This is a genomic window from Micromonospora sp. NPDC049282, assembly GCF_043197045.1.
In the GTDB taxonomy this organism is placed as follows: Bacteria; Actinomycetota; Actinomycetes; order Mycobacteriales; family Micromonosporaceae; genus Micromonospora.
On record NZ_JBICSL010000017.1, the window covers coordinates 70,708 to 97,209 of the forward strand.

Sequence of the window (26,502 nt, forward strand, 5' to 3'; positions counted from 1 at the left end):
GGCGTGACCGGTGGATCGGCCGCACCCGAGAGGCGGAACGATGGCAGAAAGTTCAGGCGACGGCCGACGTTTCGGGCGTACGCCCGACCGGCCGCGTGGTGCTCAGCACTGGGCCGCCGAGCAGGAAGTGATCGGACCCGGTCTGCAGGCCGTCATGCTCTGGGCGCAGTTGTGCGTCGAGTCCGCCGCCGGCGCGGTCCTGGTCGACTCGGACGGCAACGAGATCATCGACTTCCAGGGGGCCGGCGGAGTCAACTCGATCGGCCACGCCAACCCACGCCTGATCGCCGCCCTCACCGCCGAGATGGCCACCGCGCCGGCCGGGGCGTTCGGGTCGGCCGGCCGCCGGGCGATGGCCGAGTCGCTGCGCGAGTTCCTGCCGCCGCCGCTGGACCGGATCCAGCTCTACAGCGGCGGCACCGAGGCGGTGGAAGCGGCGCTGCGGCTGGCCAAGTCGGTCACCGGCAAGCACGAGTTCCTGTCGTTCTGGGGTGGCTTCCACGGCAAGACGCTGGGCAGCCTGGCGCTCACCGCCGGGGCGCGGTCCGGTCTCGGGCCGCTGCCCTCGGGCTATTTCAGCGCACCGTACGCCAACTGCTACCACTGCCCGCTCAAGATGACCTTCCCGAGCTGCGGCTACGCGTGCGTGGAGACCGTGCGGGACACCATCAAGGAGAACTCCACCGGCTCGTTGGCGGCCCTCGTCGTCGAGCCGGTGCAGGGCCGGTCGGGCAACGTGGTGCCGCCACCGGGCTACCTGAACGCGCTGGCCTCGGTCGCCGGTGAGTTCGACGCGTTGCTGATCGTCGACGAGATGATGACCGGCTTCGGCCGTACCGGTGAGTCGTTCGCCTTCATGCGTGACGAGGTGGTGCCGGACATCGTCACGGTCGGCAAGGGGATGGGCGCCGGGTACCCGGTCACCGGGGTGATCTCCACCGCGGAGCTGATGGCCGCCAGCCCGTTCTCCGACCCGAGCGCGAGTTCGTCCAGCTTCGGCGCGTTCCCGCTGGCCTGCCGGGCGGTCGCCACCACCACCGACGTGCTGGTCGACGAGGACCTGCCCGGCCGGGTGGGCAAGCTCGGCGCCGAGATGCTGGCCGCGCTCGAACCGCTTGTCGACGAGTCCCCGCTCGTCGGCGACGTCCGGGGCGCCGGGTTCGCGATCGGCATCGAGCTGGTCGCCGACAAGCGGTCCCGCCGGCCGCTGGACAAGGGCACCTTCCGGGAGACGTTCCTGGCGCTGCTCGACGCCGGGGTGCTGGTGATGACCGGGGGCACCACCCTGCGCCTCTACCCACCGCTGAACGTGGACGCGGAGCTGGCCGAGCAGGCCGTCGAGATCATCCGCCGCGTGTTGATCGACGGCGCGGCGCCCCAGCACCTCGAGGAGGAAGTGGCATGAGGATCGCCGTCATCGGGTTCGGCACCGCGGGGGAAGGGCGACTGCACGCATATCGTACGGTCACCGCCGGCCGGGTCGTCGCGGTGCTCGACCCGTCGCCGGAGCGGCGGGCCCGGGCCCGCCGGCTCGACCCCGGCCTGGCCACCTACCCGACGCTGGCCGAGCTGCTCGCCGCCCGGCCGGTGGACGCGGTCGACATCTGCACCCCTCCGAACCACCACGTCGAGCTGGAACGCGAAGCGCTCGCCGCCGGTCTGCACGTGATCTGCGAGAAGCCGGTCGCGGTGCGCACCGACGAGGCACTCGACCTGGTCAGCCTGGCCCGGGACCGGGGCCGGCTGCTCTACCCCGCGCACAACTACGGGTTCTCGCCGATGATGCGGGTGCTCACCGGCGCGGTCGCCGGCGGGCGGCTCGGCGGTCCGTTGCGGGCCCGGTTCCGGATCGCCCGTGACTCGCACGCCCGCGGGGTGCCCGGCTGGCAACCGGACTGGCGCCGGGACATCTCGGTGGCCCGGGGTGGGATCATGCTCGACCACGGGACGCACTGCGCGTACATGGCCACCCAGCTCTTCGGCGAGGCCCCGCGTTCGGTTTCCTGCGTCGCGCAGTGGGCGGACGGCGACGCCGCCGGCGGGATGGACGTGGCCGCCCGGCTGGACCTGGAGTTCGGCGACGGCGGGACCTGCGAGATCGATCTGAGCTGGGTCAGTGACACCCGGTCGAACCGTTATCTGGTCAGCGGCCCGGACGGCACCGCCGACGTGCACGACGGGGTGGCCGAGGTGCGCACGGCGGACGGGGTGGAGCGCACCGACCTGGCCCCACCGAACCGGGACCAGACCCATCAGGAGTGGTTCGGCGGCATGTTCGGCGACTTCGCCGGCCTGGTCGCCGCGGGCACCGGCTGGGACCGGCCGATGCGGGAGGTCGTCACCACGACGGCGCTGATCGAGGCGGCGTACCGGTCGGCGATCCGCGGTGGGGAGCCGGTCGTACCGGCCGGCCTCTCGGCCGCGGAAGCGCGGTGACGGCCACCGACATCCGGCTCAGCGTGGCGATCATGCACCACCCGCGCCGACGGGAACGCATCCCACCGCTGGTGCGCGACTGCGCCCCGCTGACCGCCCGGGTGGTGACCGATCCGGACCCGACCGGGGTGCCCAGCCCGTTGCGTACCGCCAAGGTGGCCTGGCGTTCCGTCGCCGACGGCGCCACCCACCATCTGGTGCTGCAGGACGACATCCGGCTGATCCGGGGCTTCGCCACCCAGGTGCACCGGGCGATCTCGGCCCGACCGGAGCACGGCATCTCGCTCTACTCGCACTGGGACAGCCCGCAGAACTCGTATCTGGTCCGTCGCGCGGTGATCGCCGGTTGGCCGTTCGCGCCGCTGTCGCTGTTCGAGTGGACCCCCACCCAGGGGTTCGTCCTGCCGGTGACGTTGGCCCGGGAGCTGGCCGACTACCTGGCCGGCATTCCGGACGACGTCAAGGACGACGACGAGATGGTGGTGATGTTCTGCCGGGAGGCCGGCATCCCGGTGGTCGGGACCGTGCCGCACCTGGTCGACCACCGGTTCGACCCGACGATCGTCGGGCATCCGGGCCGGTTCCACGCCACCGTGTTCCTGCCGGCCCCGGTCCTGTCGCCAGCGTACTGGCAGTTCAGCGCGAGCGCCGAGGAGGCTCTGGCGCGGCGGTGTCGCTCCGACGAGAAGCTGCCCTACACCGTGCAGCTGCATCGCAGCCGGTGCCTGCTGCGACCGCTGCGGCCGGGCACCGGGGAACCGGTCGAACACGGGTTCGGCTGGTACTGGGCTGATCACTGCGGCCTGGTCGGGGTGACCGGAAGCCAGGTGGTGGACGGGTTCGACCGCCTGCTCGGGGTCACCGGCCTGCCGTCGGGCCTGCACTGGCGACTCGCCCTGGAGGTGTGGGCGGCCGGCTACCTGCTCGGCGCGGACGCGGTGACGGTCCGCCGAGGGGAGGCGGACGGGGTCTGGCCCCCGGCGGCGGTCGGGGCCGGGCTCGCCCAGGCCGCGATGACCAGTTGGATCACCTCCGGCCTGGCGGAGCGGGACGCCGCCGGTCTGACCGCCGGACAGCGGACGGCTCTGGTCGCCATCGGCCTGGCCGGGGTGTCGCAGGGCTGGCTCGGCGGCTGGCAGGAGACGCCGTGACCGCCTGGCATACCTGTTCGGCTACCCCAACCGCCCGCTCGATCGAGCCTTCTGCATATGCCGGATCCGGCGCGACGCTGGTCCGGCACGTCACCGACCCGCGGGGGAGCGCCTGATGCCCGACCACGAAACGTTTGTCGACCTGCTGCAGGAGCGTGCCGCCGCCCACCCGGAGCGACCGGCGTTGATCTTCGATGCCGACCCCGGCCAGGGCGACGCCGAGGTGCGCATGGTGTCGTGGGCCGACCTGGCCGCCCGGGCCCGGCAGATCGCCACGCTGCTCGCCGGCACCGTCCGCCCCGGTGACCGGGTGCTCGTGCTGAACGAGCCCGGCACCGCCTTCGCCGAGAACTTCCTCGGCGTCCAGCACGCCGGGGCGATCCCGGTCCCGGCCCCGCTGCCGGACGGATACCGCAGGCAACGGGAGCGGCTGGCCGGCATCGCCCACAACGCCCAGGTGGCCGCGGTGGTCACCGACGCCGCGGCCGTCGACGCGGTCCGCGACTGGGCGGCCGAGTGCGGGCTCGCCGACGTGCCGTGCCTGGCCTTCGACGACGTCCCCCTGGACCGGACGACGGCATGGCGGCGGCCGGCCGTCGACGGGTCCACCATCGCCTTCCTCCAGTACACCTCCGGTTCCACAAGCGACCCCAAGGGCGTCGTCGTGGACCACGCGAACCTGCTGCCCAACCTGCGGGCGTTCCACGAGATCCTGGGTGGCGGCGAGGGCGTACGGGTCGGCGGCTGGCTGCCCATGTACCACGACTTCGGCCTGATCGGACAGATGCTGGCCCCACTCTCGCGGGGCGGGTGCAGCGTCGGGATGTCGGCCACCACGTTCCTCAAACGCCCCGGCACCTGGCTCCGGCTGATCGACCGGCACGACATCGAGATCTCCCCGGCACCGAACTTCGCGTACGACCTGTGCACCCGACGGATCACCGACGAGCAGATCGCCGGCCTCGACCTGTCCCGCTGGAGGCGCGCGGTCAACGGCTCGGAACCGGTGCAGGCGGCCACGCTGGCCGCGTTCGGCCGCCGATTCGCCGCCGCCGGGCTGCGACCGGAGGCCCTCTGCCCCGGGTACGGCCTGGCCGAGATCACGCTCAGCGTCAGCGGCGCCACCATCGGCCGTCCGCCGGTGGTGCTCACGGTCGACGCCGAGGAGCTGGAACGGCACGTCGTGACACCGGTCGGAGCCGACCACCCGGAGCCGGTGCGCGAACTTGTCAGCAGCGGCGAGTCCACCCCGGAGTTCGACATCCGGATCGTCGATCCCGCCACCCGGCTGCCGCAGCCACCGGACCGGATCGGCGAGATCTGGCTGCGCGGCGCCAGCGTGGCCCGGGGCTACTGGGCCAACCCGGCGGCCACCCGGGAGGTGTTCGACAACGAGCTGGCCGACGGCGAGGGCGGCTTCCTGCGTACCGGGGACCTGGGCCTGCTGCGCGACGGCCAGCTCTACGTGACCGGCCGGATCAAGGAGCTGCTGATCGTCAACGGCCGCAACCTGTACCCGCACGACGTCGAGGTGGCGGTGCGTGCCCTGGACGACAGCCTGTCCCGAGGTGTCGGTGCCGCCTTCACCGTCGAGGTGCCGCACGAGGAACTCGTCGTGGTGCAGGAGTGCCGGGCCCGGTCCCTCGATCCGGCGGCCCGCGCCGCCGTGGTCACCGCGATCCGCCAGATGCTGTCCCGGGAGTTCGGCACCGGCGCGGTCAGTGTGGTGCTGGTCCGCCCCGGCACGGTGCCGCGCACCACCAGCGGCAAGATCCAGCGGGGCCTGGCCCGGATGCTCTTCCTGACCGGCGCCCTCGGCGCGGAGCACGAACAGCTCACCGACGGCGTGCGGGCCGCGCGCCGGGCCGGCGACCGGGTGCGGGCCTGAGATGGCCGCGCCCACCCTGCCCCTGGCCGCGACCGTGGCCCGGCAACTCGACGAGCGGCTCGGCGACCCGGACGACGCCGACGTCGTCTTCAACCACGCCCGGGTCGCCGCGGCGGACGAGGTAGAGGAGTTCCCGGCGGAGATCTGCGCGCACCTGGACCGGCTCGGCCTGCCGGCGCACTACGTGCCGGCGGCGTACGGCGGCGAGCTGCGCGGCTTCGACACGCTGGTCCAGGTCCTGCGGGTGATCGCGCGCCGGGACCTGACCACGGCCATCGGGCACGGCAAGACGTTCCTCGGCGCGGCCTCGGTCTGGGCCCGGTCGCCGCGGGACGAGGCGGACCGGGAGCAGGCCCGTGCGCTCGCCGGCACCATCCTGGCCGGGGTGCCCGTCTGCTGGGCGCTGACCGAGCCGGGCCACGGCAGCGACCTGCTCGGCGGCGAGGTCTCGGCGGTCCGGCACGACGACGGGTACCGGGTGACCGGGACGAAATGGCTGATCAACAACGCCACCCGGGCCGGTGTGGTGTGCGTGCTGGCGCGGACCGACCCGGGCGGCGGGCCACGGGGGTTCACGGTGCTGCTCGCCGACAAGCGGGACCTTCCCGCGCACTCGTACCGGTGCCTGCCCGGGGAGCCGACCCACGGCATCCGGGGCGCCGACATCAGCGGGATCGTCCTCGACGGCGCGCCGGTGCCGGCGACGGCCCTGGTCGGTGCGCCGGGCACCGGGCTGGAGACGGTGCTGCGCGCCCTGCAGCTGACGCGTACCACGTGTGCCGCCCTGTCGCTCGGTGCGGCCGACCACGCGCTGGCGCTGGTCCGGCGATACCTGACCGACCGCCGGCTGTACGGCCGGCGACTGGCCGACGTGCCGTACCTGCGGCGCGGGGTGGGCCGGCTGCACACCATGCTGTTCCTGGCCGAAGCGGTCACCGCCCTGGTCACCCGGGCGGCGACGGCGGAGACCGAGGAGCTGGGCGTGCTCGCCCCGGTGCTCAAGGCCTTCGTGCCGGCACTCACCGAGGAACTGATCGGGGGGTGCGGCGAGCAGCTCGGCGCCCGCGCCTTCCTGACCGGCATCCCGGACTACGGACGCTTCCAGAAGGTGGAGCGGGACCACCGTATCGTCGGGATCTTCGACGGCAGCACCCCGGTCAACCGCAACGCGCTGATCAACCAGTTCCCGCACCTGGCCCGGGGCTGGTCCGGTGACCCGGTGGAGGTGGCCCGACTACGGTCGCTGGCCGACCTGCGGACACCGGTGCCCGAGCTGGATCCGGACCGGATCTCGCTGGCCGCCGGTCGTGGGTGCCTGCCGTTGCGTGGGCTGGCCGCGGCGGTGGCGGCCGTCCGCGCGGCCGGCGGCCCGTCGGCCCGGGCCGAGGCGCTCCTGGCCGCGACCGAGCTGCTGCACACCGAGCTCGCCGGTTACCGGCCACGGCCGCACGACGTGGAACCCGCCGCCTACGACCTGGCCCACCGGTACGAGCTGTGTGTGGCCGGCGCGAGCGCGGTGCACCTGTGGCTGCACAACCACGAGCACGCCGGCGCCGACCCGCTGTGGGCGGACGGGCTGTGGCTCGACGCCGCGTTGACCTGGGTGCTGCACCGCCTCGGCGCCGCGCCGGACCATCCGGAGAGCTACGACCGGGTGTACGCGTCCCTGGTCCCGGGTCGTCGTCCCTCCGTGCTCGATCTCGACGGCACCGAGGAGGCGTGATGACCACCGTGCGGGAGCTGGAGAGCCGCTTCGGTGATCCGTGGGACCCGGCGAACCCCCTCGGGAACCGGGCCGTGCTGGCGGCCGACGAGCGGCAGGAGATGTTCGCCGACGGTGAGCGGATGCTCGACGACTTCGGGCTCAACGCCGAGTTCGTGCCGGTCGCCCGGGGCGGCCGGATGGCCGGCCTGGACCGGCTGATCCGGATGATGCGCTCGGTGTTCCGGCGGGACCCCTGCCTGGGTCTCGGTTACGGCGCCAGCTCGTTCATCGCCTCGGTCAACGTGTGGGCCGGCGGCGACGAGGCCCAGCAGCGGCGGCTGGCTGAGCTGCTGCTCTCCGGCCGGCGGGTGGCGTCCGTCTACCACGAGCTGGCGCACGGCAACGACTTCGCCCGGGTGGACTTCCGGGCCGACCCGGGTCGGCCGGGCGAGCTGCTGCTCACCGGCCGCAAGGAGGTGGTCACCAACGCGCAGCGGTGCAGCGCGATGGTGATCTTCAGCCGCACCTCGGACGCGACCGGCGGCCGTAGCCACACCCAGTTGTTCGTGGAGAAGGACGCGCTGCCCCCGGGCGAGCTGCGGTATCTGCCGCGGTTCCCCAGCAGCGGCATGCGCGGGGTGCAGCTCGGCGGGATCGAGCTGGACCGGTGCCCGGTCGACGCGAGCGTGGCGCTCGGGCCGCTCGGCTCGGCCATGGAGGTCGCGCTGCGTTCGTTCCAGCTGACCCGGACCGGGCTGCCGGCGATGACGCTCGGCGTGCTGGACACCGGCCTGCGCACGGTGCTGCGGTTCGGCGAGGACCGGTGGCTGCGCGGACGGCCGGTGGGCGCGATGCCTGTGGTCCGTACCGCGCTGGCCGAGGCGTTCGTGGACCTGCTGATCGCCGACTGCCTGTCCACCACCGTCGCCCGCGCCGTGCACCTGCTGCCCGAGGACACCAACGCGTACGCCTCGGCCGTCAAGTACGTCGTGTCCGGCCGGTCCATCCGCGCCATGGCCCGCCTCGGTGAGCTGCTCGGCGCGCAGAGTTACCTGCGCGCCGGCGAGTACGGCATCTTCCAGAAGTTGCAGCGCGACCTGGCGCCGGCCGGATTCGGGCACGCCGCCCGGATCGCCTGCCTGGCCACCGTCCTGCCGCAGCTTCCCCGGCTGGCCCGGCGCTCCTGGACGACCGGCCAGGAGCCGCCGCCCGCCCTGTACGACCTGGCCGCCGACCTCCCGGCACTGCCGTTCGACCGGCTCCGGATCGCCTCGACGGCCGACCCGCTCACGGCGCAGCTGCTCACCGCCGCCGAGGCCCTGCCGGCCGCCGACGACCGGCTGCGCGGGCTGGTCCGGCGGTTCACCGGCGAGCTGGGCCGGCTGCGGGCGGCGGCGCTCGGCCTCCGTCCGGTGGACCTGGCGATCGGCGGGGACCCGGCGGCGCTCGACCTGACCGCCCGCTACACCACGGTGCTGACCGCCGCCACCTGCCTGAACCTCTGGCTGGCCGAGCAGCGCCGCCCCGGAACCTTCCTGGCCGATCCGGCCTGGGTGACGGCGGCCCTGCTGCGGCTGGCCGCCGAACTGGACGGCACGTCCCGGTCGCTGCCGGCCGCGCTGGCCGGCCCGATCCACGCGGAACTCGCCGCCCGGTACGCCGCCGGCCGGGCCTTCGATCTGTCCGACAGCGCGCTGCCCGACCTTCCAAGGAGCCGGAATTGACCATCTTGCCGAACCACCGGGCCGCCGGACAGCTCCGTCCGTGGCTGCGGGACCGCGTCGCCGACTTCATCAACCGGGACCCGGCCACCATCGACACCGCCGCGCCCCTGGCCGACCTGGGCCTCGACTCGGTGTACGCGCTCGCGCTCTGCGGCGAGATCGAGGACCACCTCGGGGTGCCCCTGGAGCCGACAATCGTGTGGGACCACCCGAGCATCGACGCGCTCACCGAGTACCTGTCCGGCCTGCCGCTGGACGCCGGGACATGACCGCCCTCGAAGCGGTCTCCGCCTACCTGCCGTCGGAACGGGTGCCGATCGACTCGCTCGCCGGCGAACTGGGACTGACCGACACGCAGGTCCGGATGTTCCACAGGTACTACGGACTGGCCGAGGTGCTGCGGGAACCGACCGGCACCATCACCGACCTGATGCTCAACGCCGCCGCGAAACTGTCCGAGCTACGGGGCCGCGAATGTCAGGTGCGGTACGTGGTACAGGCCCGAACCCTGCAGGCGATCGCGCCGTACCCGGAGGATCCGCTGCACGACGTGGTGCGCGCCCTCGGCCTGCGGCACGCGCAGGCCTTCGCGGTCACCCAGCACGCCTGCGCCTCGGGTCTGCTCGCCGTCGAGATGGCCGGTCGGCTGCTCGCCGAGGACGGCGAGCCCGACGCGCTGGCCCTGGTCTTCGTCGGTGAGAAGGCGTTCACCCCGTCGGCCCGGATGATCCCGGGCACCGCCCTGATGGGGGAGGGTTGCGCCGCCGTGCTGGTCGGCACCGGCCGGCGCGACCGGCTGCTGTCGTACGCCTCGGCCACGCACGGCGAGTTCAACGCCGGGCTGTCCCTGACCGCGGAGATGTCCCTGGAGTTCCAGCAGCGCTATCCGGACGCGCTCGCCGAGGTGATCCTCGCGGCGGTGGCGCGTGCCGGGATCACCGTCGCCGACCTGGACCTGGTCCTGCCGCACAACGTGAACCGGGTGTCCTGGGTGCGGGTGGCGCGCAAGGCCGGGATCCCGGTGGAGCGCCTGTTCCTGGACAACATGCCGGTCACCGGCCACTGCTTCTGCGCCGACTCCTTCCTCAACTATGTGGCGGCCCGCGACCTGGGCCGGTTACGGCCCGGCGACCGCTACCTGATGGCCGCCGTCGGGCTGGGCTCGACCTTCGCCGCCGCGGTCTTCGAGCACTGATAGGACGCCATGACGACGACACGGGAACCTTTCGTCAGACGACTGCGGACGGCGCTGCTGGGCACCGACCGGACCCCCCTGGTGTTCCTCGGCAACTTCGAGGTCGAGCAGCGGTGGGGCGGTGACGAGCCGGGCCTGCCCCGCGTCGCGCTGACCGCGGGCGACGCGCTGGTGAACCGGATGGACGAGTTCGCCCTGCTGCTGGCCGGCCCGGACGACTACGTGGTGCTCAAGGGCCGGCCGGATCCGGAGCACCTGGCCCACCTGGAGACGCTCGGGGCGGGTCTGCCGCACCTGCTGCTCACCGACCGGCAGGATCCGCACCACACGGTGACCCAGGACGCGCTGGACAGCCCGGCCCTGCTGGCCCGGCTGTCCGCCCTGGCCGGGGCGGCCGCGATCGTCCCGCACGGGGTCTCCGGGGACGAGGAGGCGCTCGCCGCGCGTACCGGGGTGGCGCTGGCCGGGTCGCCGGCGGCCGTCTGCAAGGCCGTCAACGGCAAGATCTACAGCCGGCGGATCGCCACCGAGCTGGGGCTGCGCCAGTCCGCGGGCTGGACCTGCGAGACCGTCGAGGAACTGGACGAGGCGGTGGAACACGCGCGGGCTCTGCTCGCGGCCGGGCGGCCGGTGGTGCTCAAGGACTCGTACGGGGTGTCCGGCAAGGGCCTGCTGCTGATCCGGGACGAGGCGCGCCTGGACCGGATCCACCGGACGCTGCGTCGTCGGGCCGACCGTTCCGGCGATCACCGGCTGGCGCTGCTGGTCGAGGAGTGGGTCGCCAAGACCACCGACCTCAACTACCAGTTCACCGTGTTCCGGGACGGCGGGGTGCACTTCGACTTCGTCAAGGAGGCGGTGACCGCCGACGGCGTACACAAGGGTCACCGGATGCCGGCGGGGCTGACCGCGCGGCAGCTCGCGGTCGTGACGCACAGCGCCGCGGTGCTCGGCGCCCGGCTCGCCCGCGACGGCTACCACGGCGTGGTCGGGGTGGACGCGATGCTCGACCCGGAGGGCGGCGTCTACCCGGTCGTGGAGATCAACGCGCGGCACAACATGTCGACCTACCAGGTCGGACTTCAGGAACACCTGGTGCCGGCGGGCTGGTGCGCGCTGGCCCGGCAGTACCCGCTGCGCCTGGCCCGGCCGCTCCGCTTCGGCGAGGTCCGTGACGGGCTCGGGCCGTGGCTGCTGAGCGGCGCCGGCGAGGCCGGGATGGTGGTGCAGAACTTCTCGACGGTGAACGCCCTGGTGCGAGAAGGGGCGGGGGCCGCCGACGGTCGCCTGTACGGCTTCCTGACCGCGCCGACGGCCGACGAGTTGATGGCGATGGACGGGGAGATCGCGGGCCGGCTGGCGGCCGTGGCGGAAGGAACACGACGGTGACCGGAGAAGTGGCGATCCAGGGCGTGGCGATGTCCGAACTGGCCGAGCGGTTCGGCACACCCCTCTACGTGTACGACGGGGACAGCCTGCGCGGGCAGTACCTGGGGCTGCGCGGGCGGCTGCATCCGGCGATGGAGGTCTTCTACTCGCTGAAGGCCAACCCGAACGTGGCCGTCTGCGCCCTGCTCGGTTCGCTGGGCGCCCGGGCGGAGGTGTCGTCCATGGTGGAGCTGCGCACCGCGCTCGCCGCCGGGGTGGCCCCGGGCGACATCATCTTCCTGGGCCCCGGCAAGAGCCGCGCCGAACTCGAGGCGTGCCTGTCCGAGGGCGTCTTCGCGCTGGTCTGCGAGTCGTTCGGGGAACTGGCGGTGATCGACGAGCTGGCCCGGGAGCGGGGCGTCATCGCCCCGGTGATGCTGCGGGTCAACCCGAGCTTCGCGGTCAAGGGCTCCGGCCTCACCATGGGCGGCAAACCGCGCCAGTTCGGGATCGACGAGCAGCAGCTCTTCGACGAGGCCGACCTGGTCAAGAACCACCCCGGGGTACGTGTCCTCGGCGTGCACGCCTACCTGGGCACCCGCATCCTCGATCCCGAGGTGGTCGCCGAGAACGCCCGCCGGATCATCGACCTGGCCGAGCGGCTCGCCGAGCGGCTGGACTTCGTCCTGGAGGCGGTCGACGTCGGTGGTGGCCTCGGGGTGGCCTACTTCCCCGGTGAACCGGACCTCGACCCGGGCGCGGTCGCCCGCCTGCTCAACCCGGTGGTCGAGGCGTTCCACGCCGCGCACCCCGGGGCCCGGCTGCTGCTGGAGCTCGGCCGGTACCTGACCGCGCCGTGCGGCACCTACGTCACCCGGGTCCGGTACGTGAAGAGTTCGATGCAGGAGCGCTTCGCGGTCACCGACGGCGGCACCAACCACCACATGGCGGCCGTCGGCATCGGCTCCTACGTCAAGCGCAACTTCCCGATGCGGCTGCTCAACCGGGCCGGCACGGACGCCGGCCGGTGGAACGTCACCGGCCCGCTGTGCACGCCCAACGACACCGTCGGCCGCAACGTGGAACTGCCCGAGCTGCGGCCGGGCGACCTGGTCGGCGTGCTGCGCTCCGGCGCGTACGGCCCGAGCGCCTCACCGGTGCTCTTCCTCAGCCACGGCCACCCGGCCGAGGTGCTGGTGGACGGCGGACGGGCCCGCCTGGTTCGCCGCCGCGACACCGTCGAGGACCTGCTCGGGCCGCAGATCCTCGACTGACGACCCATCCCGACCGGCACACAGGAGGACCGCCATGACCATGGCTTCGGAAGCCACCGTCGACCGCGCCGCGGTCGTCGACCACGTGATCGACGCCGTTGTCGCGGTGCTGAACCGCGACTCGGTCCAGGTGACCGAGCAGACCCGGCTGATGGACGAGCTCGGCCTGGACTCCACGAACGTTCTCGAGCTGCTCATGCACATCGAGGACCGGCTGGACGTCGTGATCGACTCGGACACGCTGGAGCAGCACCACTTCGAGTCGGTCGGCACCCTCGCCGACTACATCCTCGAGCAGGGCCTGGCCTGACGCCGATGTTCCTGTCCATCGCCCCGGCCCCGCCGGCCCGTACGGGCCGGCTCAGGCCGGCTCAGGTGATCGCCCGCCGGTTCGGCCCCGACCCGGAGCCGTACCGGGACGATCCGTTGCTCGAGGAATACCTCTCCGACATGACCGAACTGTACGGTCGCCGGTTCGACCGGGATCGGCACGCGGCCGCCGGCCGGAACTCGTTCACCGCGATGGCGGACCGCCTGGTGCGCGATCTCGACCTCGCGGCGCCGGTGGATCTGATCGCCATCGCGCACTCCACCCCGGACGGCGACCCGCGCCGGGTCACCGCCTGCTACCTGAACGAGCTGGTGCACGGCGATCCTCTCGCCTTCGCGGTGTCCGACCAGGGACCGGCGGCGGCGTTCACCGCCCTGCGCCTGCTCGGGACCTACTCCGGCGACTTCCCGGGCTGCCGGGCGTTGCTGCTGGTCCTGGAGCAGACGACGATGCCGTACGAGGTGGTCGGGTCCCGCTATCCGGTACCCGGACACGACGTCGGGGTGGCCGTGCTGCTCGAGCCGGCCGGCTCGGACGGCGCCACCGTGCACCAGTGCCCGGACGTCTCGCCCGCGGCGGCCGGGACGCTGCTCGACGAGCTGGTGCCGGCGGATGCCGTCCTGATCGCCGGCCCCGGCCTGACCGCCGGCCGTCCGGTGGTCCCGGCGCCGGATCTGGGGGCGGCCGGTGTCTGGGCCGAGTTCGCCCGGCGTCGGGCGGACACCGCCGGGCCGATCGCGGTGGCGGACCACGACCCGGTGTCGGGCACCCTCTGCGCGGCGGTCTTCGCCGGCTCGGACCCGGAGGCGCGGTCGTGATCGCCGACCAGGCCCGCCGCCGGGCCCGGACCGGCGGGCTCGCCGCCACGCTCACCACGATGCACGACACGCTTGCGGACCGGGTCCTGCCGTGCGGCCCGACCGGGTGCTGCGTGCTGCCCGAGCCGGCGCTGCGCGACGCCGACCGGGTCTGGACCGGGGGCACGGTCGCCGTCCTGGACGCGGTTGCGGTCGAGCGGCTCGGCACGGTCGAGACACCGGACGGCCGGCTGGCGGCGGTCCGCTACCGGGGCGCCCCCGGTCCGGTCGGTGCGCCGGCGCCCTGGCCGGACTGGTTGGCCGCGCTGGCCGGGCTCCGGCTCGGGCTGTCCGAGGCGCTGCTCGATGCCACGGTCGCCCACCTCGGCGACCGCCGTGTCGGCGACACCCCGCTGTTGCTGCAACAGATGGTCAAGGGCGCTCTGGCGGACGTCGTCACCGAGCAGATCGAGGTCAAGGTCCGGCTGACCGGTACGCCGCCACCGGCCGAATCCCTGGCTGCCCTGCATCGGCAGATCACCGTGGCCGACCGGATGCTGCTCCGCCTGCTCGGGGCCAGCGGGTTCGTCGCGGACGGACCGGGCGTGCTGGTCAACGCGTCGGAGTTGCTGGCCGACGCCTGGATCGGTGGAGAGGGGTGGGCACCGTGATCGAACTGGACGACCGGCTCGACACCGCCCGGGCGCACGCCCGGGACTGGGCGCGCGACCTGCGCTCGACGGCGCTGGAGCTGGACCGTGACCCGGACACCGTGTACCGGTGCCTGGACAACCCGGCCGTACGGCACCTGTCCACCATGCTCATTCCGGCGCCGTGGCTGCCGGACCGGACGCTCATCGGCGGGTACCGGTTCGACGGCATGACGGCCATGGAACGGGTGGTGTTCGCCGAGGAGATCGCCGCAGGTGACGCCGGCATGATGCTCGCGTCACCCGGCGCCTCGCTGTCCGGGGTGCTCATCGACCTGCTCGCCGACCAGGAGCAGAAGGAGTGGTTCTACGGCCGGCTGCTGGCCGCGCCGACCTGGACCTTCTTCGCGCTGACCGAACCTGATCACGGATCGGATGCGGCGGCGATGGGTACGACGCTGGACCCGGACGGCGAGGAGGGCCTGCTCCTGCGTGGCGCCAAGCGCTACATCGGCAACGGCGCCCGCGCCCAGGTCGGCGTCGTCTTCGCCCGGGACCGGCCCGGTCCGCTCGGTGCCACCGCGGTGATGGTCGAGACCGGCGCGCCCGGCTTCAAGGCCGAGCCGATCCCGACGATCGGCCTGCGCGGCGCCCAACTCAGCGCGATCACGCTGGACGGCGTGCCGGTCCCGGCCGGTCGGGTGCTCGGGCGCCACCTCAGTCCCACCCGGCGCGGGGTGTGGAGCGGCGTGCAGATGTTCAACCGGCTCCGGCCGGGCGTGGCGGCGATCGCCCTGGGCATCGCCCGGTCCGCGCACGACTACGTCATCGAGCGGCGCGGCTCGCTGTCCAAGGCCGACCGGCTGCGCTGGGAACGGACCGGCCGGCGGATCGACGGCGTGCGGCAGCTCATCTGGCAGGCCGCCTCGATCGTGGACGCCCAGCCCGCCAACGGCCACCTGGCGTCGGCGGCGAAGGCCCGGGCGGCCCGACTGGCCGAGGAGGTGACGCTGGAGGCGCTCGAGTACTTCGGTCCGGGCGCACGGCTGACGCAGCCGATGCTGGACAAGCTGATCCGCGACGCCCGGGGGGTGGAATTCATGGAAGGCACCGGCAACATCCAGCGCCTCAACACCTTCCAGGGCCTCGTCCAGGGCAAACTCGGCCGTGACTGAGCCGGGCGGCGTCGACGTCTGGACCGTCCACCTGGACCGCGACGTCGACGCCGCCCGCTGGCTCAGCGCGGCCGAGCTGCGGCGTGCCGCCGCCATCGGCGACCTGGACGGGCGCCGCCGCTTCGTCGTGGCGCACGCCGCTCTGAACGCGATCCTCGCCGGCCGGCTCGACCTGCGGCCCACCGCGCTGCCGCTGCGCCGCAACCCGCGCGGGCGGCCGTACCTGCCGGGCGGGTCGCTGCACTTCAGCCTGGCGCACGCCGGGGAGCGGGCGCTGATCGCGGTCGCCGGCCGGGAGGTCGGCGTGGACCTGGACCGTCCCCGGCCCGGGCTGGACCCGCGGCGGATGGCCGCACGCTTCTTCACCCCCGCGGAGGCCGCCCGGGTGGCCTCCGCCGGCACCGGGGCCTACGCCGCGTACCTGCGGTTGTGGACCCGCAAGGAGGCGTGCGTCAAGGCGGCCGGCGCGCGGCTGGCGCTCGGGCTGCGGCTGCCGGTCCCCGGCGTGGCGAGCGGGGCCGTGGTCCGCGATCCGTCCGGCCGGCTGCCCGGCGCCTACTTCCTCCGGGACCTGCCCGACCACGGCGCCTTCCGCGGTGCCGTGGCGCTGGCCGGAGCGGATCCCGCACCCTGCCGTCACCGTGAGTTCCACCGCGATCTCCGGCGGACACCGTGACGGACGACGACGACGACGGGGAGCCGGACTCCGGCTCCCCCGTCGCCTGTCGGTCAGCGTTCGACCTCGCCGCGGATGAAGCGCTCGACGGCGTCCCGGGCGGCGGCGTCGTCGTACTGCTCGGGCGGCGACTTCATGAAGTACGAGGAGGCGGAGAGGATCGGTCCGCCGATTCCCCGGTCCATGGCGATCCTGGTCGCCCGGACCGCGTCGATGATCACGCCGGCCGAGTTGGGGGAGTCCCAGACCTCGAGCTTGTACTCCAGTTGCAGGGGCACGTCGCCGAACGCCCGCCCCTCCAGGCGCACCAGCGCGTACTTGCGGTCCTCCAGGAACGGCACGTGGTCGCTGGGGCCGATGTGCACGTCGCCGGCCGCCATCTCGCGGGGCACCTGCGAGGTGACGGCCCGGGTCTTGGACAGCTTCTTCGACGCCAGTCGCTTGCGCTCCAGCATGTTCATGAAGTCCATGTTGCCGCCGAAGTTGAGCTGGTAGGTGCGCTCCAGCCGGACCCCGCGGTCCTCGAAGAGCTTCGCCAGCACCCGGTGGGTGATGGTGGCGCCCACCTGCGACTTGATGTCGTCGCCGATGATCGGCACGCCGGCGTCGGTGAATCGGGCCGCCCACGCCGGGTCCGAGGCGATGAACACCGGCAGCGCGTTGACGAACCCCACCCCCGCCTCCAGCGCACACTGGGCGTAGAACCGGTCGGCGTCCTCCGATCCCACCGGCAGGTACGACACGAGGACGTCGGCCCCGGACTCGCGCAGGGTGCGGACCACGTCGACGGCCCGCTCGTCCGACTCCTCGATCATCTCCCGGTAGTACTCGCCGAGACCGTCGAACGTCGGGCCACGCCGCACGACGACCCCGGACGGAGGGACGTCGCAGATCTTGATGGTGTTGTTGCCGCTCGCGACGATGGCCTCGGACAGGTCCCGGCCCACCTTCTTCGCGTCCACGTCGAAAGCCGCGACGAACTCGATGTCGCCGACGTGGTAGTCGCCGAAGGCGACGTGCATGAGGCCGGGAACGGTGTCGGTCGTCCTCGCGTCCCGGTAGTACTCAACGCCTTGCACCAGCGACGCGGCACAGTTGCCGACCCCGGCGATGGCGACGCGGACTGCGCCCACGTGGTGCCTCCTTCTCTCTGCGACAGAACTCCATTCAACCGATCCGCTCGTTCCGGTCTCCACGTCGATGTCCTAAACAGGACATCGACGGCGGTCCGAGTCGCGTGGGTCCCGGCCGGGCGGTTCCGGAGCCGCATACTGGGGTCCGCCGCGCGTTGAGGAGCCGATCGTGCCGTTTTCCCTGTCGCTTCCGGCCACCGTCCGGTCGCGCACGCGGCCCGCACGGCTGCCCCGCAACGCCACGCTCTGGTTGGACGGGTTGATCGCGGTGGCCGTGTTCGTCGGCACCGCCCTGCCGGTGACGTTCTCCCAGGACGGCAAGGTCTGGCACATCCTGGTGGCCGCCGGAGCCTCGCTGCCGCTGATCTGGCGTCGGCGGGCCCCGCTGCTCACCACGGTGACCGTGGGCCTGGCGATCAGCGTCCTCGGACTGTCGCACCAGCTGCCGCCGCTGCCCTTCGGGCCGCTCGTCGCGACGTACACGTTCGCGTCGCTGAGCCCGTCGCCCTGGCGGCAGATCGCGATCGGGGTGCAGGCCGTGGGGGTGGTCGTCTCGCTCGTGGTCCCCGGCGAGGACTACGCCACCTTCGGATACGTGGGGATGGCGTACGTGGCGGCGTACAGCATGGGGATCGCCTCCCGGGGGCGCGGCGACCGGATCGCCGTGCTCGAGGAACGGGCTGCCCGCCAGGAGGAGGAACGAGCCACCGCCGCCGCGCGCGACCGCAACCGGATCGCCCGCGAGGTGCACGACATCGTGGCGCACACGGTCGCGATCATGGTGGTCCAGGCGGAGGCCGGGCCGGTGGTGGCCCGCACCGACCCGGCTCGGGTCGAGAAGACCTTCGAGGTCATAGCCGAGAGCGGCCGGTCCGCGATCGCCCAGCTCCGGCGGTCGTTGGCCGCGCTGCGCTCGGCGGACGGCGAGGAGCCGCCGGCCCCGGTGCGCGGGGTGGGTGACGTGCCACAACTTCTCGGCGAGGCGCGCCGGGGCGGCCTGGAGGCGGCGTTGCGCTGGCGCGGGCAGCAGCGGCCACTGCCCGCCGACGTGGACGCCACGGTCTTCCGGGTGGTGCAGGAGGCGCTTACCAACACCATCCGGCACGCGCGGGCGTCGATGGTGGACGTGCTGATCGAGTTCAGCCCGCGCGAGATCCGGGTGACGGTTGCCGACGACGGCGTCGGCGCGGTGGACGTCGGCGGCGGATACGGGATGATGGGCATGCGGGAGCGGGTCACCGCCTGTGGTGGTGAGCTGTGCATCGGAGCGGGTCCCGATGGCGGCGGCTTCACGGTGAGCGCCGTCCTGCCCGCCGAGTGAGTTGCTACCTATCGAGGAGTGGCGCCCCATGGTGCGCATCGTGGTCGTCGACGACCAGGATCTGGTTCGGGGCGGCTTCGCCATGATCCTTGACGCGGAGCCGGACCTGACCGTGGTGGGCGAGGCGGCGGACGGCCTGGAGGCCCTGCGGGTGGTGGCCGAGAAGAAACCGGACGTGGTGGTCATGGACATCCGGATGGAGGGCCCGATCGACGGCATCGAGGCCACCCGCCGGATCTGCGCCACCACGGACGCCCGGGTGCTCATCCTCACCACGTTCGACGTCGACGAGCACGTGCACGACGCGTTACGGGCCGGCGCGAACGGCTTCCTGCTCAAGACCATGCGCCGGGCCGAGTTGGTCGAGGCGGTCCGGGTGATCGCCAAGGGGGAGGCGCTGCTCGCCCCGACGGTGACCCGGCGGGTGATCGCCGACCTGCTGCGTCGGCCCCGGGGCGCGACCCGCCCGCCGGCCCTGCTCGACGAGCTGACCGGCCGGGAGCGGGAGACCCTGTGCCTGGTCGCCCGGGGGCTCTCCAACGCCGAGATCGCCGCCCGGTTGACGGTGAGCGACCACACCGTCAAGACCCATGTCAGCAATGTGTTGGCCAAGCTCGGCCTGCGGGACCGGGTGCAGGCGGTGGTGTTCTCCTACGAGGCCGGCCTGATCAGTCCCGGTGAGGATCTGGACTGAGCTGTCTCCCCCGCCGGGGGGAGACCAGATTTCGCTCTCGTCGGCGATCTGCCGGGGAGTCCGCTTCGCCAGGATGAGATCACATCGGTCTTTCCGTCCTGAGGAGCTGTGTGATGATCCGTGCCGTTACGCGTTTCGCTCGCCGGCGCCCTGCCGTCGTGCTCGTCATCTGGCTGGTGATCGCAGCGGCCGGCTTCACGGTCGGTAACGGCGTCTTCGCCCGCATGACGACCACCGTCGGCACCATCGCCGGCAGCGAGTCGCAGCAGGGCGCCAAGGCGCTCGGTGACGCCAAGCTCGCGCCACCCGTGATCAACGCGGTCATCTCCGGCGGTTCGGCCGCCGACCCCGCCTTCCGCACCAAGGTCTCCACCGCGCTCACCGAGCTGCGCGCCGTCGACGGCGTGCTGGCGGTGTCCGACCCGTTCGGTCCCGACGCCCCGGTCGCCACCGACGGCGCGGCGGTCCTGGTGAACGTGGAACTGGCGCACCAGGGCGACCTGCTGGCCAGCAAGGTGCAGAAGCAGTTGACCGGGATCGACGGGACGACCGCGGTGGTCTCCGGCGGGCCGCTCACCGACCGCGAGTTCAACGACCAGGCCACCTCGGACACCCGGCGAGCCGAGATCATCTCCGCGCCGTTGCTGCTGCTCCTGCTGCTGCTGGTCTTCCTGTCGCTGATCGCCGCCGGGCTGCCGCTGGTGATCGCCCTGGTCGGTGTCGGCGGAACCTTCTCCACGCTGCTGGTGATGAGCTTCTTCACCGATGTGTCGATCTACTCGATCCAGGTCACCACGATGCTCGCCATCGGTCTCGGCGTCGACTACGCGCTGCTGATGGTCAGCCGGTTCCGGGAGGAACGGGCGCTGACCGAGGACGCGGCGGAGGCGCTCGTGCGGGCCTCCGAACGCGCCGGCCGGACCATCGTCTTCTCCGGTCTCACCATCGCGGTCAGCCTGGCCAGCCTGGTGGTCTTCGCCGATCCGTTCCTGCGGTCGATCGGCGTGGCCGGCGCCGCCGTGGTGCTGATCGACATGCTCGCCGCGATCACCCTGCTTCCCGCGCTGCTCCAGCTGCTGCGTAACAAGATCAAGCCGGTCCGGGCGCGGAAGGAGCGCGGCCGGTCCTTCGCCGCGATCGCCCGTGGTGTGCAGAAGATGCCGGTGCTGACCCTGCTGGTGGTGCTCGCCGGCCTGATCGTGGCCGGTCTGTCCGCGACCAACCTGCGGCTGGACACCAGCAATCCCAGGTCGCTGCCGGCCGACAGCGCCACCCGCCAGCTCACCGAGGAACTGCGCGAGCACTTTCCGGCGCTGGCCGGCCCGAGCGCGATCACGATCGTCGCCCGGACCTCGGCCGACGACCCCGACCTGGCCGAGTTCCGGCAGCGGGTCGCCGCGGTACCCGGCGTGGCCGTGGTGAATCCGGGGCGCAGCGGCGGCGGGCTGGCCGTCCTGCAGGCCACCCCGAAGAACCCGACGAGCGACCCGGACACCGGCCGGGCGGTACGCGACATCCGCGCCCTGGACGCCCCCTTCACGGTGCAGGTCACCGGGGACGCGGCCCGTCTGAACGACTACAAGCAGGAGCTGCGCGACCGCCTCCCGATCGCCGGCGGCATCGTGTTGCTGGCCACCTTCGTCCTGCTGCTGGCCTTCACCCGGTCGGTGCTGATCCCGCTGAAGGCCGTGCTCACCAACCTGCTGAGCCTGTTCGCCGCGCTCGGCGTGGTGGTCTGGGTGTTCCAGGAGGGGCACCTGGTCGGCCTGCTCGGCGGTGAGCGGCTCGACGGCATCGACCTGACCGTGCCGGTGGTGGTCGCGGCGATCGCGTTCGGTCTCTCCACCGACTACGAGGTCTTCGTCCTGTCCCGGATTCGCGAGCGCCGGTTCGCCGGCGCGGCCCCGGACCAGGCCGTCCGGGAGGGCCTGCAGCGCAGCGGTGGCATCGTGACCGCGGCCGCCCTGCTCCTCGCGGTCACCTTCGCCGGGTTCATGACCGGGGGCTTCGCCCCGATCAAGGAGGTCGGCCTGGGCCTGGTGCTGGCCGTCCTGATCGACGCGGTGATCGTCCGGATGCTGCTGGTCCCGGCGACGATGGCGATTCTCGGACGCGCCGCGTGGTGGGCGCCCCGCTTCCTGGGTGGCCGGCCGCCGGTCCCCTCCGCTCCGGCGGCCGGCGACGCGCAGCCGGAGCTGACGGCCGTCACCCAGGGCTGAGAGACCGGGGCGGGGCAGGCCCCCGCTGCCCCGCCCCGGTTGATCGGATCGTTCAGTGCGGGGCCACCACGCCGCGGTGCAGACCGGCGGCCTCGCCGACCTCGGAGAGGAGCAGATCCGTGTCGAGCAGTCGCAGCAGCAACCGATCCACTCCGACCAGGACCGCACGGATGACATCCGGGGGCAGCAGGGTGGTGTCCGCGAGCAGCGTCCAGCGCAGCTGCCCCGGGGCGTCGAGCACGTCGCCGACCTCCATGAAGAACGAGGAACCGGCCGGCCTGCGTTCGGTCCACCGGAAGCTCGGCTCGGCCAGGACCCGCTGCACCACGTCACGGTCGAGCGGTACGGCGGCTGGCGGGGTCTCCGACGCGCCGCGCATGTCGTTGAAGAAGCATCGGATCTCCGGCTCGGCGCCGCGTTCCCGGCTCACCTCAGCCAGCGCCGCCCACCCGTCCACCGGGTCGAACCGGCCGTGCCGGAAGGTCCGTACGGCCGTGCCCCAACAGTGCCGGACCAGATCGGAGAAGGCCGGCCCGGTGAGGTCGACGACGGCCGGCATGTGCTGGGTCAGCGTGCCGACCGAGGCCCGCTGCGCCGCGGTGGTGCGGTTGCCGGTAACCAGCAGCAGCCCGCACCGGTCGGTCTCGGCGACCACGCCCAGCAGGGCTGCGGTCACCGCGAGCGCGACCGTGGCGGTGCTGGTGCGGTACCGGTCCGCGAGCAGCCCCAGCACCGGCGCCGAGACCGACGAGTCCAGGACACCGCGCCAGAACCGGGGCTCGGCCGGGGTCACCGGCCGGACCCCGGCGAAGTTGTCGAGCGGGACCGCGTTCAGTTGCCGGCGCAGGTGGGCCACGGCGGCGGCGCTGATCGTGCGGCCCCGGGGGGAACGCTCGAAGGCGGCGAGGTCGGCGGGATGAACCATTTCCGGAGCCGCCGGGTCCGGAAGCCCTGCCGCCCGGCAGGCCAGCATCTCGGCCAGCACCCGTGCCGCCAGGCGGCTGCTCTGCAGGTCGGCCGTCAGGTGAGCGATACAGAGCACCAGAGCCCGGGGCACACCCCGGTGCACGCAGACCAGGACGCGCATCGGCAGGTCCCGATCGTGGTCGAACGGTGTCGCCTCGAGCTGCTCGTCCAGCTCTCGGGCGGTCGCCGCGAACTGCTCGGCCGGACCGTCGCCGGAGAAGACCCCGACCGGGATGCTGCCGCTGTCGAGCACCTCCTGGACCAGCCGGCCGTCCCGTCGCGGGAACCGCGTGCGCAGTGCCTCGAACCGGCCGGCCAGCGCACCCACCGCGGCGCACACCGTGGCCAGGTCCACTCCCTCGGGGATCAGCACCGGCACCGTGACGTTGTAGGCGGTGCCCGGCGGCATCCGCCGGATGTCGCGTTCCACCAGCACCTGCCCCCATGTCAGGTGCTCGGTGACCGCCCGGGAACCGGTGAAGTACGCCGGCTGCCAGCGCACGTCGGCGGTCAGGCCGGACACGATGCGTAGCCGTCCAGCGTCCGGACCGCCGCGTCCCGGCGGTTCTCCAGGTAGAGCTCGTTCCACCGGCCCTGAGCCGCGTCGGAAGCGTGCGGGCCGAGGAATCGGGCGGTGACCGAGGCGCGGTAGGCAGCCCAGCTGGTCGCCGGGCTGACCAGCCGGCTGGCGGCCGGCACGGTACGCGCCGGCCGTACCGGCAGTTCGCTGCCGGTGGACACGGCGTCGGCCCAGCTCTCCTGCTCGTCGAGGGCGGCCAGCACGGCGTCGAACGGCAGGCCACGCAGTTCGGTGACCGCCACCGCGCGGCTGCGGAAGCCGGTCGCCGACACCGGGCCGAACCGCTCGATCGCGATCGCCACCGGCAGCATCGCCCGCGGCGCGAACCACTCGCAGCCGAGCACGGTCAGCGTGGGCAGGCCGCCGGTGTCGGGGTCGTCCGCCGCGACGATCCGCCACTCCGCGAAGGGCAGCGCGATGCCCGCGGACCGGAACGTGCCCGCATCGGCGCCGCAGTCCGGGCAGGACATCACCCGGACCGCCATCGGGGGTGCGGGCGGACGGATCACCCCCGGCGGCTGATCGGCCGGAATGAGGAAGTGCGCCGCCACCTCGCGGCGCGCCATCCGTTCGACCACGGTGTCCAGGGCCGGGTCAGGAGTCGTGGCAAGCGCGGTCATGTCGGATGTCCTCTCCACGGGCGTCGGCCGGGGCGCCGGCCGTGACGAAGGTGCCTGGGCTCCGGCGGCGCAGGCCGAGGCCGACCGCCGCCGCGCCGAGGTCGACGAGCGCCGTCCGGCCGGCGGCGCCGAGTGCCGCACCGTGCGGGGCGGTCAGGCCGGAGTCCACCCAGGACGACACGGCCGCACGGATCCGGGCGGGGTGGGCGGGCTCGAGTGGGGCGGGCAGGTCACGGCGTACCGCCGCGGCCGCCAGACCGAGCAGGTATCCGGCGGCCCAGATCTCCAGGGCGGCCCGCGCCGGCGGCCGCGGTCCCGGCCGGCTGTCCAGGTACGCGGCGAGCCCGGTCGTCACCTCCTCGGCGCTGACCCCGATCAGGTCGCACCAGTCCTCCCAGTACCAGCAGAACTCGTTGCCTCCGGGCTCACCGGTGTGCGGCCGGAGCAACCGGATCAGGCAGCGGGAGTCCTTGACTTGCACGACGTACTCGTCATGGGACCGGTAGCGGGACCCCAGTGCCAGGGTCGTGTCGATCCGGGGGTCGAGCTTCCAGTGCGGGGCGGACGGGACCGGCGGCGCCCACACGGTGGCATGGTGCCGGCCACCGTGCCCGGCGATCAGGGTCGGCAGCCCGCGGTTGTCGACCAGGTGGGGCACCGTCGCCACCAGCGGCACGCCACGTTCCCGGCAGTATCGGGCGATCATCTGGTCGTCGTCGGTGACCTCGTCCGGGATCGGCCCCAGATAGGCGGCCAGGTCCGCGGCCACGTCGGCCGGCAGCAGGAACGCCAGCGCCGGGATCCACTCCATCGGGGACAGTGGTGCCCACGGCGATCCGGCGACCGCGGCCAGTCGGGACAGGAAGCTGTTCTGCGGGCTGCTCCAGTCGGTGTACAGGGCGATGCCGTGGGCCGGGCGGCGCGCGATCGCGGCGACCACGTGGGTGGCGAAGTCGTCGCAGACCCGGGCGTCGTCCTGGAGCACCAGGTGATGGGTGGCCCCCTCGGCGATCGAGGCCCAGGCGACCTTCGCGGTCCGCAACGGGCTGCGTGCGGCGTCCGGGGCGGGGTCCCGCACGATGCGCGCGGACAGCGGGCGGCACGCCTCGACGAGGGTGTCCAGGGCGACGTCGCGAGCCGGATGGTGCATGATCGTCACGCTGAGGCGTACGTCCCGCGCCCGCCACTCGGGACGGCTCACCGGACGTCCGCCCGGCTGATCCGGCGGACGTGCCGCCACGTCAACAGCGGGACGAGCAGCATGCCGCAGGCGTTGAGCACGGCGATCGTCCAGTACAGGGCCGATGGATCCTGCTGGCTTCGGGCCAGCGCGCTGCCGACCACCACCATGCCCCCGAAGTAGGGCACGTTCAGCAGCAGCGCGATCAGGCCCCCGCCGACCTGTTCGAGAAGGAGCAGCGCCATCACGTTCAGGCCCAGGCCGAAGTAGGTCAGGCCGACGATCGCCAGGAACCGTCCGGTCTCCGACGCCACCGCCGGGTCACCGGCCAGCAGCGCGGCCAGGGGCTCCCGGCACAGCCAGATCGCGGCGGCCAGCCCTGCGTACACCGCGGCGGTCAGGCGCAGTCCGGAACCGAGCGTGGCGGGCCCTTCCCCGGGTCGCCCCGCACCCCGCAGCTGGTTCAGCACGATCGCGGTCGCCGAACCGAGCGCCGAGGCGGGCACGATGAGCAGGTTCTGCAGCGCGCCGGCCGCCGAGTACCCGGACACCACGTCCGGCCCGAACGGGCTGAGCGCCCACAGCAGGCCCGCGTTGGCGACGGCCATCACCACGAACGACGCGGTGACCGGCAGCCCGGTGCCGGTCAGTCGGCCGATCGCCTCCGGACGCCAGGTCAGCGGCCCGCTCGCCGTCCAGAGCCCGCAGCGGTGAACCTGCACCACGCCGACGGTCAGCGCGGCCACGCCGCCGATCGCGATCGCGACCGGGAGCGCGTACACCCCGAGGTCGGTGCCGAAGCCCAGGACCGCGACGCCGCCCACCTCCAGGACCGCGCCGGTCAGCACCACGGCTGCCGCGGAGCCGGGTCGGCCGTAGCCGCGCAGGCTGGACGAGAGCAGCACGGTCGGGAAGAAGATCAGGTTGGCCAGGCAGGCCCAGCGGGTGAAGGCGACGAATTCCCCCACGGACGCGTCCGGGACGTTCAGCAGTGCCGCCAGCCAGGGTGCCGCCAGGATCAGTGCGAGGCTGACGGTGCCCCAGACGGCCGCGCCGACGCGGGCCATGCTGGCGGCGACCGGGAGGACGTCCCCCGGCCGGCCGGCGCCGCGGCTCACCGACGCGGCGACCTGGTTGCTCACGTCGAACCCCACCTGGAGGGCGGCGAAGAGCAGCGCCAGCGGCACGTAGAGCGAGCGCACGTACATCGCCTCGACGCTGATCCGGGCCATCAGCGCGATCACCACCACCGGCACCAGCACGCCGGCCGTCTCGCCGAGCGCGATCGTGGCGGCGAGGCTGCGGATCCGGGCCGGGCCGTCCCAGACGACCGTGGTCGGTGCTTCCGTGGTGCTCACGACGGCGCCACCGCCGATTCACCGGCATTTGGGTGTACGGGCATGAGCCACCCCCCATTTC

23 protein-coding genes are annotated in these 26,502 nt (G+C 73.1%); 18 read left to right on the forward strand and 5 right to left on the reverse strand.

All coding sequences use genetic code 11. The features are described from left to right. The first annotated feature begins 40 nt into the window (after positions 1-40). The 15 genes from ACGFI2_RS24440 to ACGFI2_RS24510 all read left to right on the forward strand — a co-directional run bounded on the left by ACGFI2_RS24440 (position 41) and on the right by ACGFI2_RS24510 (position 16,370). Entirely contained in the window at positions 41-1,405 is a 1,365-nt protein-coding gene (locus ACGFI2_RS24440; RefSeq protein WP_393521036.1) for an aspartate aminotransferase family protein, read from the forward strand. Beyond that, the gene (locus ACGFI2_RS24445; protein ID WP_393521038.1) at positions 1,402-2,436 is read left to right on the forward strand and encodes a Gfo/Idh/MocA family protein; all 1,035 of its coding nucleotides are present in this window, start codon (positions 1,402-1,404) and stop codon (positions 2,434-2,436) included. Before ACGFI2_RS24440 ends, ACGFI2_RS24445 begins: the two co-directional genes overlap by 4 nt. After that, on the forward strand, positions 2,433-3,587 hold the full coding sequence (locus ACGFI2_RS24450) for a hypothetical protein (protein ID WP_393521040.1): 1,155 nt from the start codon (positions 2,433-2,435) through the stop codon (positions 3,585-3,587). Before ACGFI2_RS24445 ends, ACGFI2_RS24450 begins: the two co-directional genes overlap by 4 nt. A gap of 115 nt (positions 3,588-3,702) precedes the next feature. Next, complete coding sequence (locus ACGFI2_RS24455; protein ID WP_393521042.1) at positions 3,703-5,475, forward strand: fatty acyl-AMP ligase; 1,773 nt, start codon at positions 3,703-3,705, stop codon at positions 5,473-5,475. Between the two features lies 1 nt (position 5,476). Continuing rightward, a complete protein-coding gene (locus tag ACGFI2_RS24460; protein WP_393521044.1) occupies positions 5,477-7,198 on the forward strand; it encodes an acyl-CoA dehydrogenase family protein in 1,722 nt (573 codons plus the stop codon). Then, complete coding sequence (locus tag ACGFI2_RS24465; protein WP_393521046.1) at positions 7,198-8,904, forward strand: acyl-CoA dehydrogenase family protein; 1,707 nt, start codon at positions 7,198-7,200, stop codon at positions 8,902-8,904. Before ACGFI2_RS24460 ends, ACGFI2_RS24465 begins: the two co-directional genes overlap by 1 nt. Further along, positions 8,901-9,173 (forward strand): acyl carrier protein, encoded by a 273-nt coding sequence (locus tag ACGFI2_RS24470; RefSeq protein WP_393521048.1) that lies wholly within the window; start codon positions 8,901-8,903, stop codon positions 9,171-9,173. The genes ACGFI2_RS24465 and ACGFI2_RS24470 overlap by 4 nt, the downstream gene beginning before the upstream one ends. Beyond that, the gene (locus ACGFI2_RS24475) at positions 9,170-10,099 is read left to right on the forward strand and encodes a 3-oxoacyl-[acyl-carrier-protein] synthase III C-terminal domain-containing protein (protein ID WP_393521050.1); all 930 of its coding nucleotides are present in this window, start codon (positions 9,170-9,172) and stop codon (positions 10,097-10,099) included. Before ACGFI2_RS24470 ends, ACGFI2_RS24475 begins: the two co-directional genes overlap by 4 nt. Positions 10,100-10,108: 9 nt before the next feature. Then, positions 10,109-11,488 (forward strand): ATP-grasp domain-containing protein, encoded by a 1,380-nt coding sequence (locus ACGFI2_RS24480; RefSeq protein ID WP_393521052.1) that lies wholly within the window; start codon positions 10,109-10,111, stop codon positions 11,486-11,488. Next, a complete protein-coding gene (gene lysA / locus ACGFI2_RS24485; protein ID WP_393521054.1) occupies positions 11,485-12,741 on the forward strand; it encodes a diaminopimelate decarboxylase in 1,257 nt (418 codons plus the stop codon). The genes ACGFI2_RS24480 and lysA overlap by 4 nt, the downstream gene beginning before the upstream one ends. A 34-nt stretch (positions 12,742-12,775) precedes the next feature. Further along, positions 12,776-13,051: an acyl carrier protein gene (locus ACGFI2_RS24490; RefSeq protein ID WP_282285395.1), complete on the forward strand. Its 276-nt coding sequence runs from the start codon at positions 12,776-12,778 to the stop codon at positions 13,049-13,051. A 5-nt stretch (positions 13,052-13,056) separates the two neighbouring features. Next, positions 13,057-13,890 carry a hypothetical protein gene (locus ACGFI2_RS24495; protein WP_393521056.1) on the forward strand — a complete coding sequence of 278 codons (834 nt, stop codon included), beginning with the start codon at positions 13,057-13,059 and terminating at the stop codon, positions 13,888-13,890. Next, on the forward strand, positions 13,887-14,540 hold the full coding sequence (locus ACGFI2_RS24500) for a hypothetical protein (protein ID WP_393521058.1): 654 nt from the start codon (positions 13,887-13,889) through the stop codon (positions 14,538-14,540). Before ACGFI2_RS24495 ends, ACGFI2_RS24500 begins: the two co-directional genes overlap by 4 nt. Further along, a complete protein-coding gene (locus tag ACGFI2_RS24505; protein WP_393521060.1) occupies positions 14,537-15,694 on the forward strand; it encodes an acyl-CoA dehydrogenase family protein in 1,158 nt (385 codons plus the stop codon). Before ACGFI2_RS24500 ends, ACGFI2_RS24505 begins: the two co-directional genes overlap by 4 nt. After that, entirely contained in the window at positions 15,687-16,370 is a 684-nt protein-coding gene (locus tag ACGFI2_RS24510; protein WP_393521062.1) for a 4'-phosphopantetheinyl transferase family protein, read from the forward strand. The genes ACGFI2_RS24505 and ACGFI2_RS24510 overlap by 8 nt, the downstream gene beginning before the upstream one ends. Positions 16,371-16,423: 53 nt before the next feature. Here the strand turns inward: ACGFI2_RS24510 and ACGFI2_RS24515 are convergent, their stop codons facing one another. Next, a complete protein-coding gene (locus ACGFI2_RS24515; RefSeq protein ID WP_393521064.1) occupies positions 16,424-17,503 on the reverse strand; it encodes an inositol-3-phosphate synthase in 1,080 nt (359 codons plus the stop codon). Between the two features lie 169 nt (positions 17,504-17,672). Between ACGFI2_RS24515 and ACGFI2_RS24520 the strand changes: the two genes are divergently transcribed. The 3 genes from ACGFI2_RS24520 (at position 17,673) to ACGFI2_RS24530 (ending at position 21,737) form a co-directional block, all read left to right on the forward strand. Then, entirely contained in the window at positions 17,673-18,824 is a 1,152-nt protein-coding gene (locus tag ACGFI2_RS24520) for a sensor histidine kinase (RefSeq protein ID WP_393521066.1), read from the forward strand. A 28-nt stretch (positions 18,825-18,852) separates the two neighbouring features. After that, positions 18,853-19,518 carry a response regulator gene (locus tag ACGFI2_RS24525; protein ID WP_393521068.1) on the forward strand — a complete coding sequence of 222 codons (666 nt, stop codon included), beginning with the start codon at positions 18,853-18,855 and terminating at the stop codon, positions 19,516-19,518. Between the two features lie 158 nt (positions 19,519-19,676). Further along, on the forward strand, positions 19,677-21,737 hold the full coding sequence (locus ACGFI2_RS24530; protein ID WP_393521070.1) for an MMPL family transporter: 2,061 nt from the start codon (positions 19,677-19,679) through the stop codon (positions 21,735-21,737). Between the two features lie 52 nt (positions 21,738-21,789). Here the strand turns inward: ACGFI2_RS24530 and ACGFI2_RS24535 are convergent, their stop codons facing one another. The 4 genes from ACGFI2_RS24535 to ACGFI2_RS24550 are packed head-to-tail and all read right to left on the reverse strand — an operon-like array spanning position 21,790 to position 26,441. Next, the gene (locus ACGFI2_RS24535; protein WP_393521072.1) at positions 21,790-23,226 is read right to left on the reverse strand and encodes a condensation domain-containing protein; all 1,437 of its coding nucleotides are present in this window, start codon (positions 23,224-23,226) and stop codon (positions 21,790-21,792) included. Then, positions 23,214-23,903, reverse strand: coding sequence for a hypothetical protein (locus ACGFI2_RS24540; protein WP_393521074.1), 690 nt, complete (start codon positions 23,901-23,903; stop codon positions 23,214-23,216). The genes ACGFI2_RS24535 and ACGFI2_RS24540 overlap by 13 nt, the downstream gene beginning before the upstream one ends. Beyond that, a complete protein-coding gene (locus ACGFI2_RS24545; RefSeq protein ID WP_393521076.1) occupies positions 23,878-25,104 on the reverse strand; it encodes a hypothetical protein in 1,227 nt (408 codons plus the stop codon). Before ACGFI2_RS24545 ends, ACGFI2_RS24540 begins: the two co-directional genes overlap by 26 nt. Beyond that, positions 25,101-26,441 carry an MATE family efflux transporter gene (locus ACGFI2_RS24550; RefSeq protein ID WP_393521078.1) on the reverse strand — a complete coding sequence of 447 codons (1,341 nt, stop codon included), beginning with the start codon at positions 26,439-26,441 and terminating at the stop codon, positions 25,101-25,103. The genes ACGFI2_RS24545 and ACGFI2_RS24550 overlap by 4 nt, the downstream gene beginning before the upstream one ends. Positions 26,442-26,502: the final 61 nt, after the last annotated feature.

Excerpts from the sequence above, each read along its gene's own strand:
- ACGFI2_RS24440 (WP_393521036.1), top strand. The coding sequence starts at position 41 with ATGGCAGAAAGTTCAGGCGACGGCCGACGTTTCGGGCGTACGCCCGAC.
- ACGFI2_RS24445 (WP_393521038.1), top strand. The coding sequence starts at position 1,402 with ATGAGGATCGCCGTCATCGGGTTCGGCACCGCGGGGGAAGGGCGACTG.
- ACGFI2_RS24455 (WP_393521042.1), top strand. The coding sequence starts at position 3,703 with ATGCCCGACCACGAAACGTTTGTCGACCTGCTGCAGGAGCGTGCCGCC.
- ACGFI2_RS24460 (WP_393521044.1), top strand. The coding sequence starts at position 5,477 with ATGGCCGCGCCCACCCTGCCCCTGGCCGCGACCGTGGCCCGGCAACTC.
- ACGFI2_RS24465 (WP_393521046.1), top strand. The coding sequence starts at position 7,198 with ATGACCACCGTGCGGGAGCTGGAGAGCCGCTTCGGTGATCCGTGGGAC.
- ACGFI2_RS24475 (WP_393521050.1), top strand. The coding sequence starts at position 9,170 with ATGACCGCCCTCGAAGCGGTCTCCGCCTACCTGCCGTCGGAACGGGTG.
- ACGFI2_RS24480 (WP_393521052.1), top strand. The coding sequence starts at position 10,109 with ATGACGACGACACGGGAACCTTTCGTCAGACGACTGCGGACGGCGCTG.
- ACGFI2_RS24490 (WP_282285395.1), top strand. The coding sequence starts at position 12,776 with ATGACCATGGCTTCGGAAGCCACCGTCGACCGCGCCGCGGTCGTCGAC.
- ACGFI2_RS24495 (WP_393521056.1), top strand. The coding sequence starts at position 13,057 with ATGTTCCTGTCCATCGCCCCGGCCCCGCCGGCCCGTACGGGCCGGCTC.
- ACGFI2_RS24525 (WP_393521068.1), top strand. The coding sequence starts at position 18,853 with ATGGTGCGCATCGTGGTCGTCGACGACCAGGATCTGGTTCGGGGCGGC.
- ACGFI2_RS24540 (WP_393521074.1), bottom strand. The coding sequence starts at position 23,903 with ATGACCGCGCTTGCCACGACTCCTGACCCGGCCCTGGACACCGTGGTC.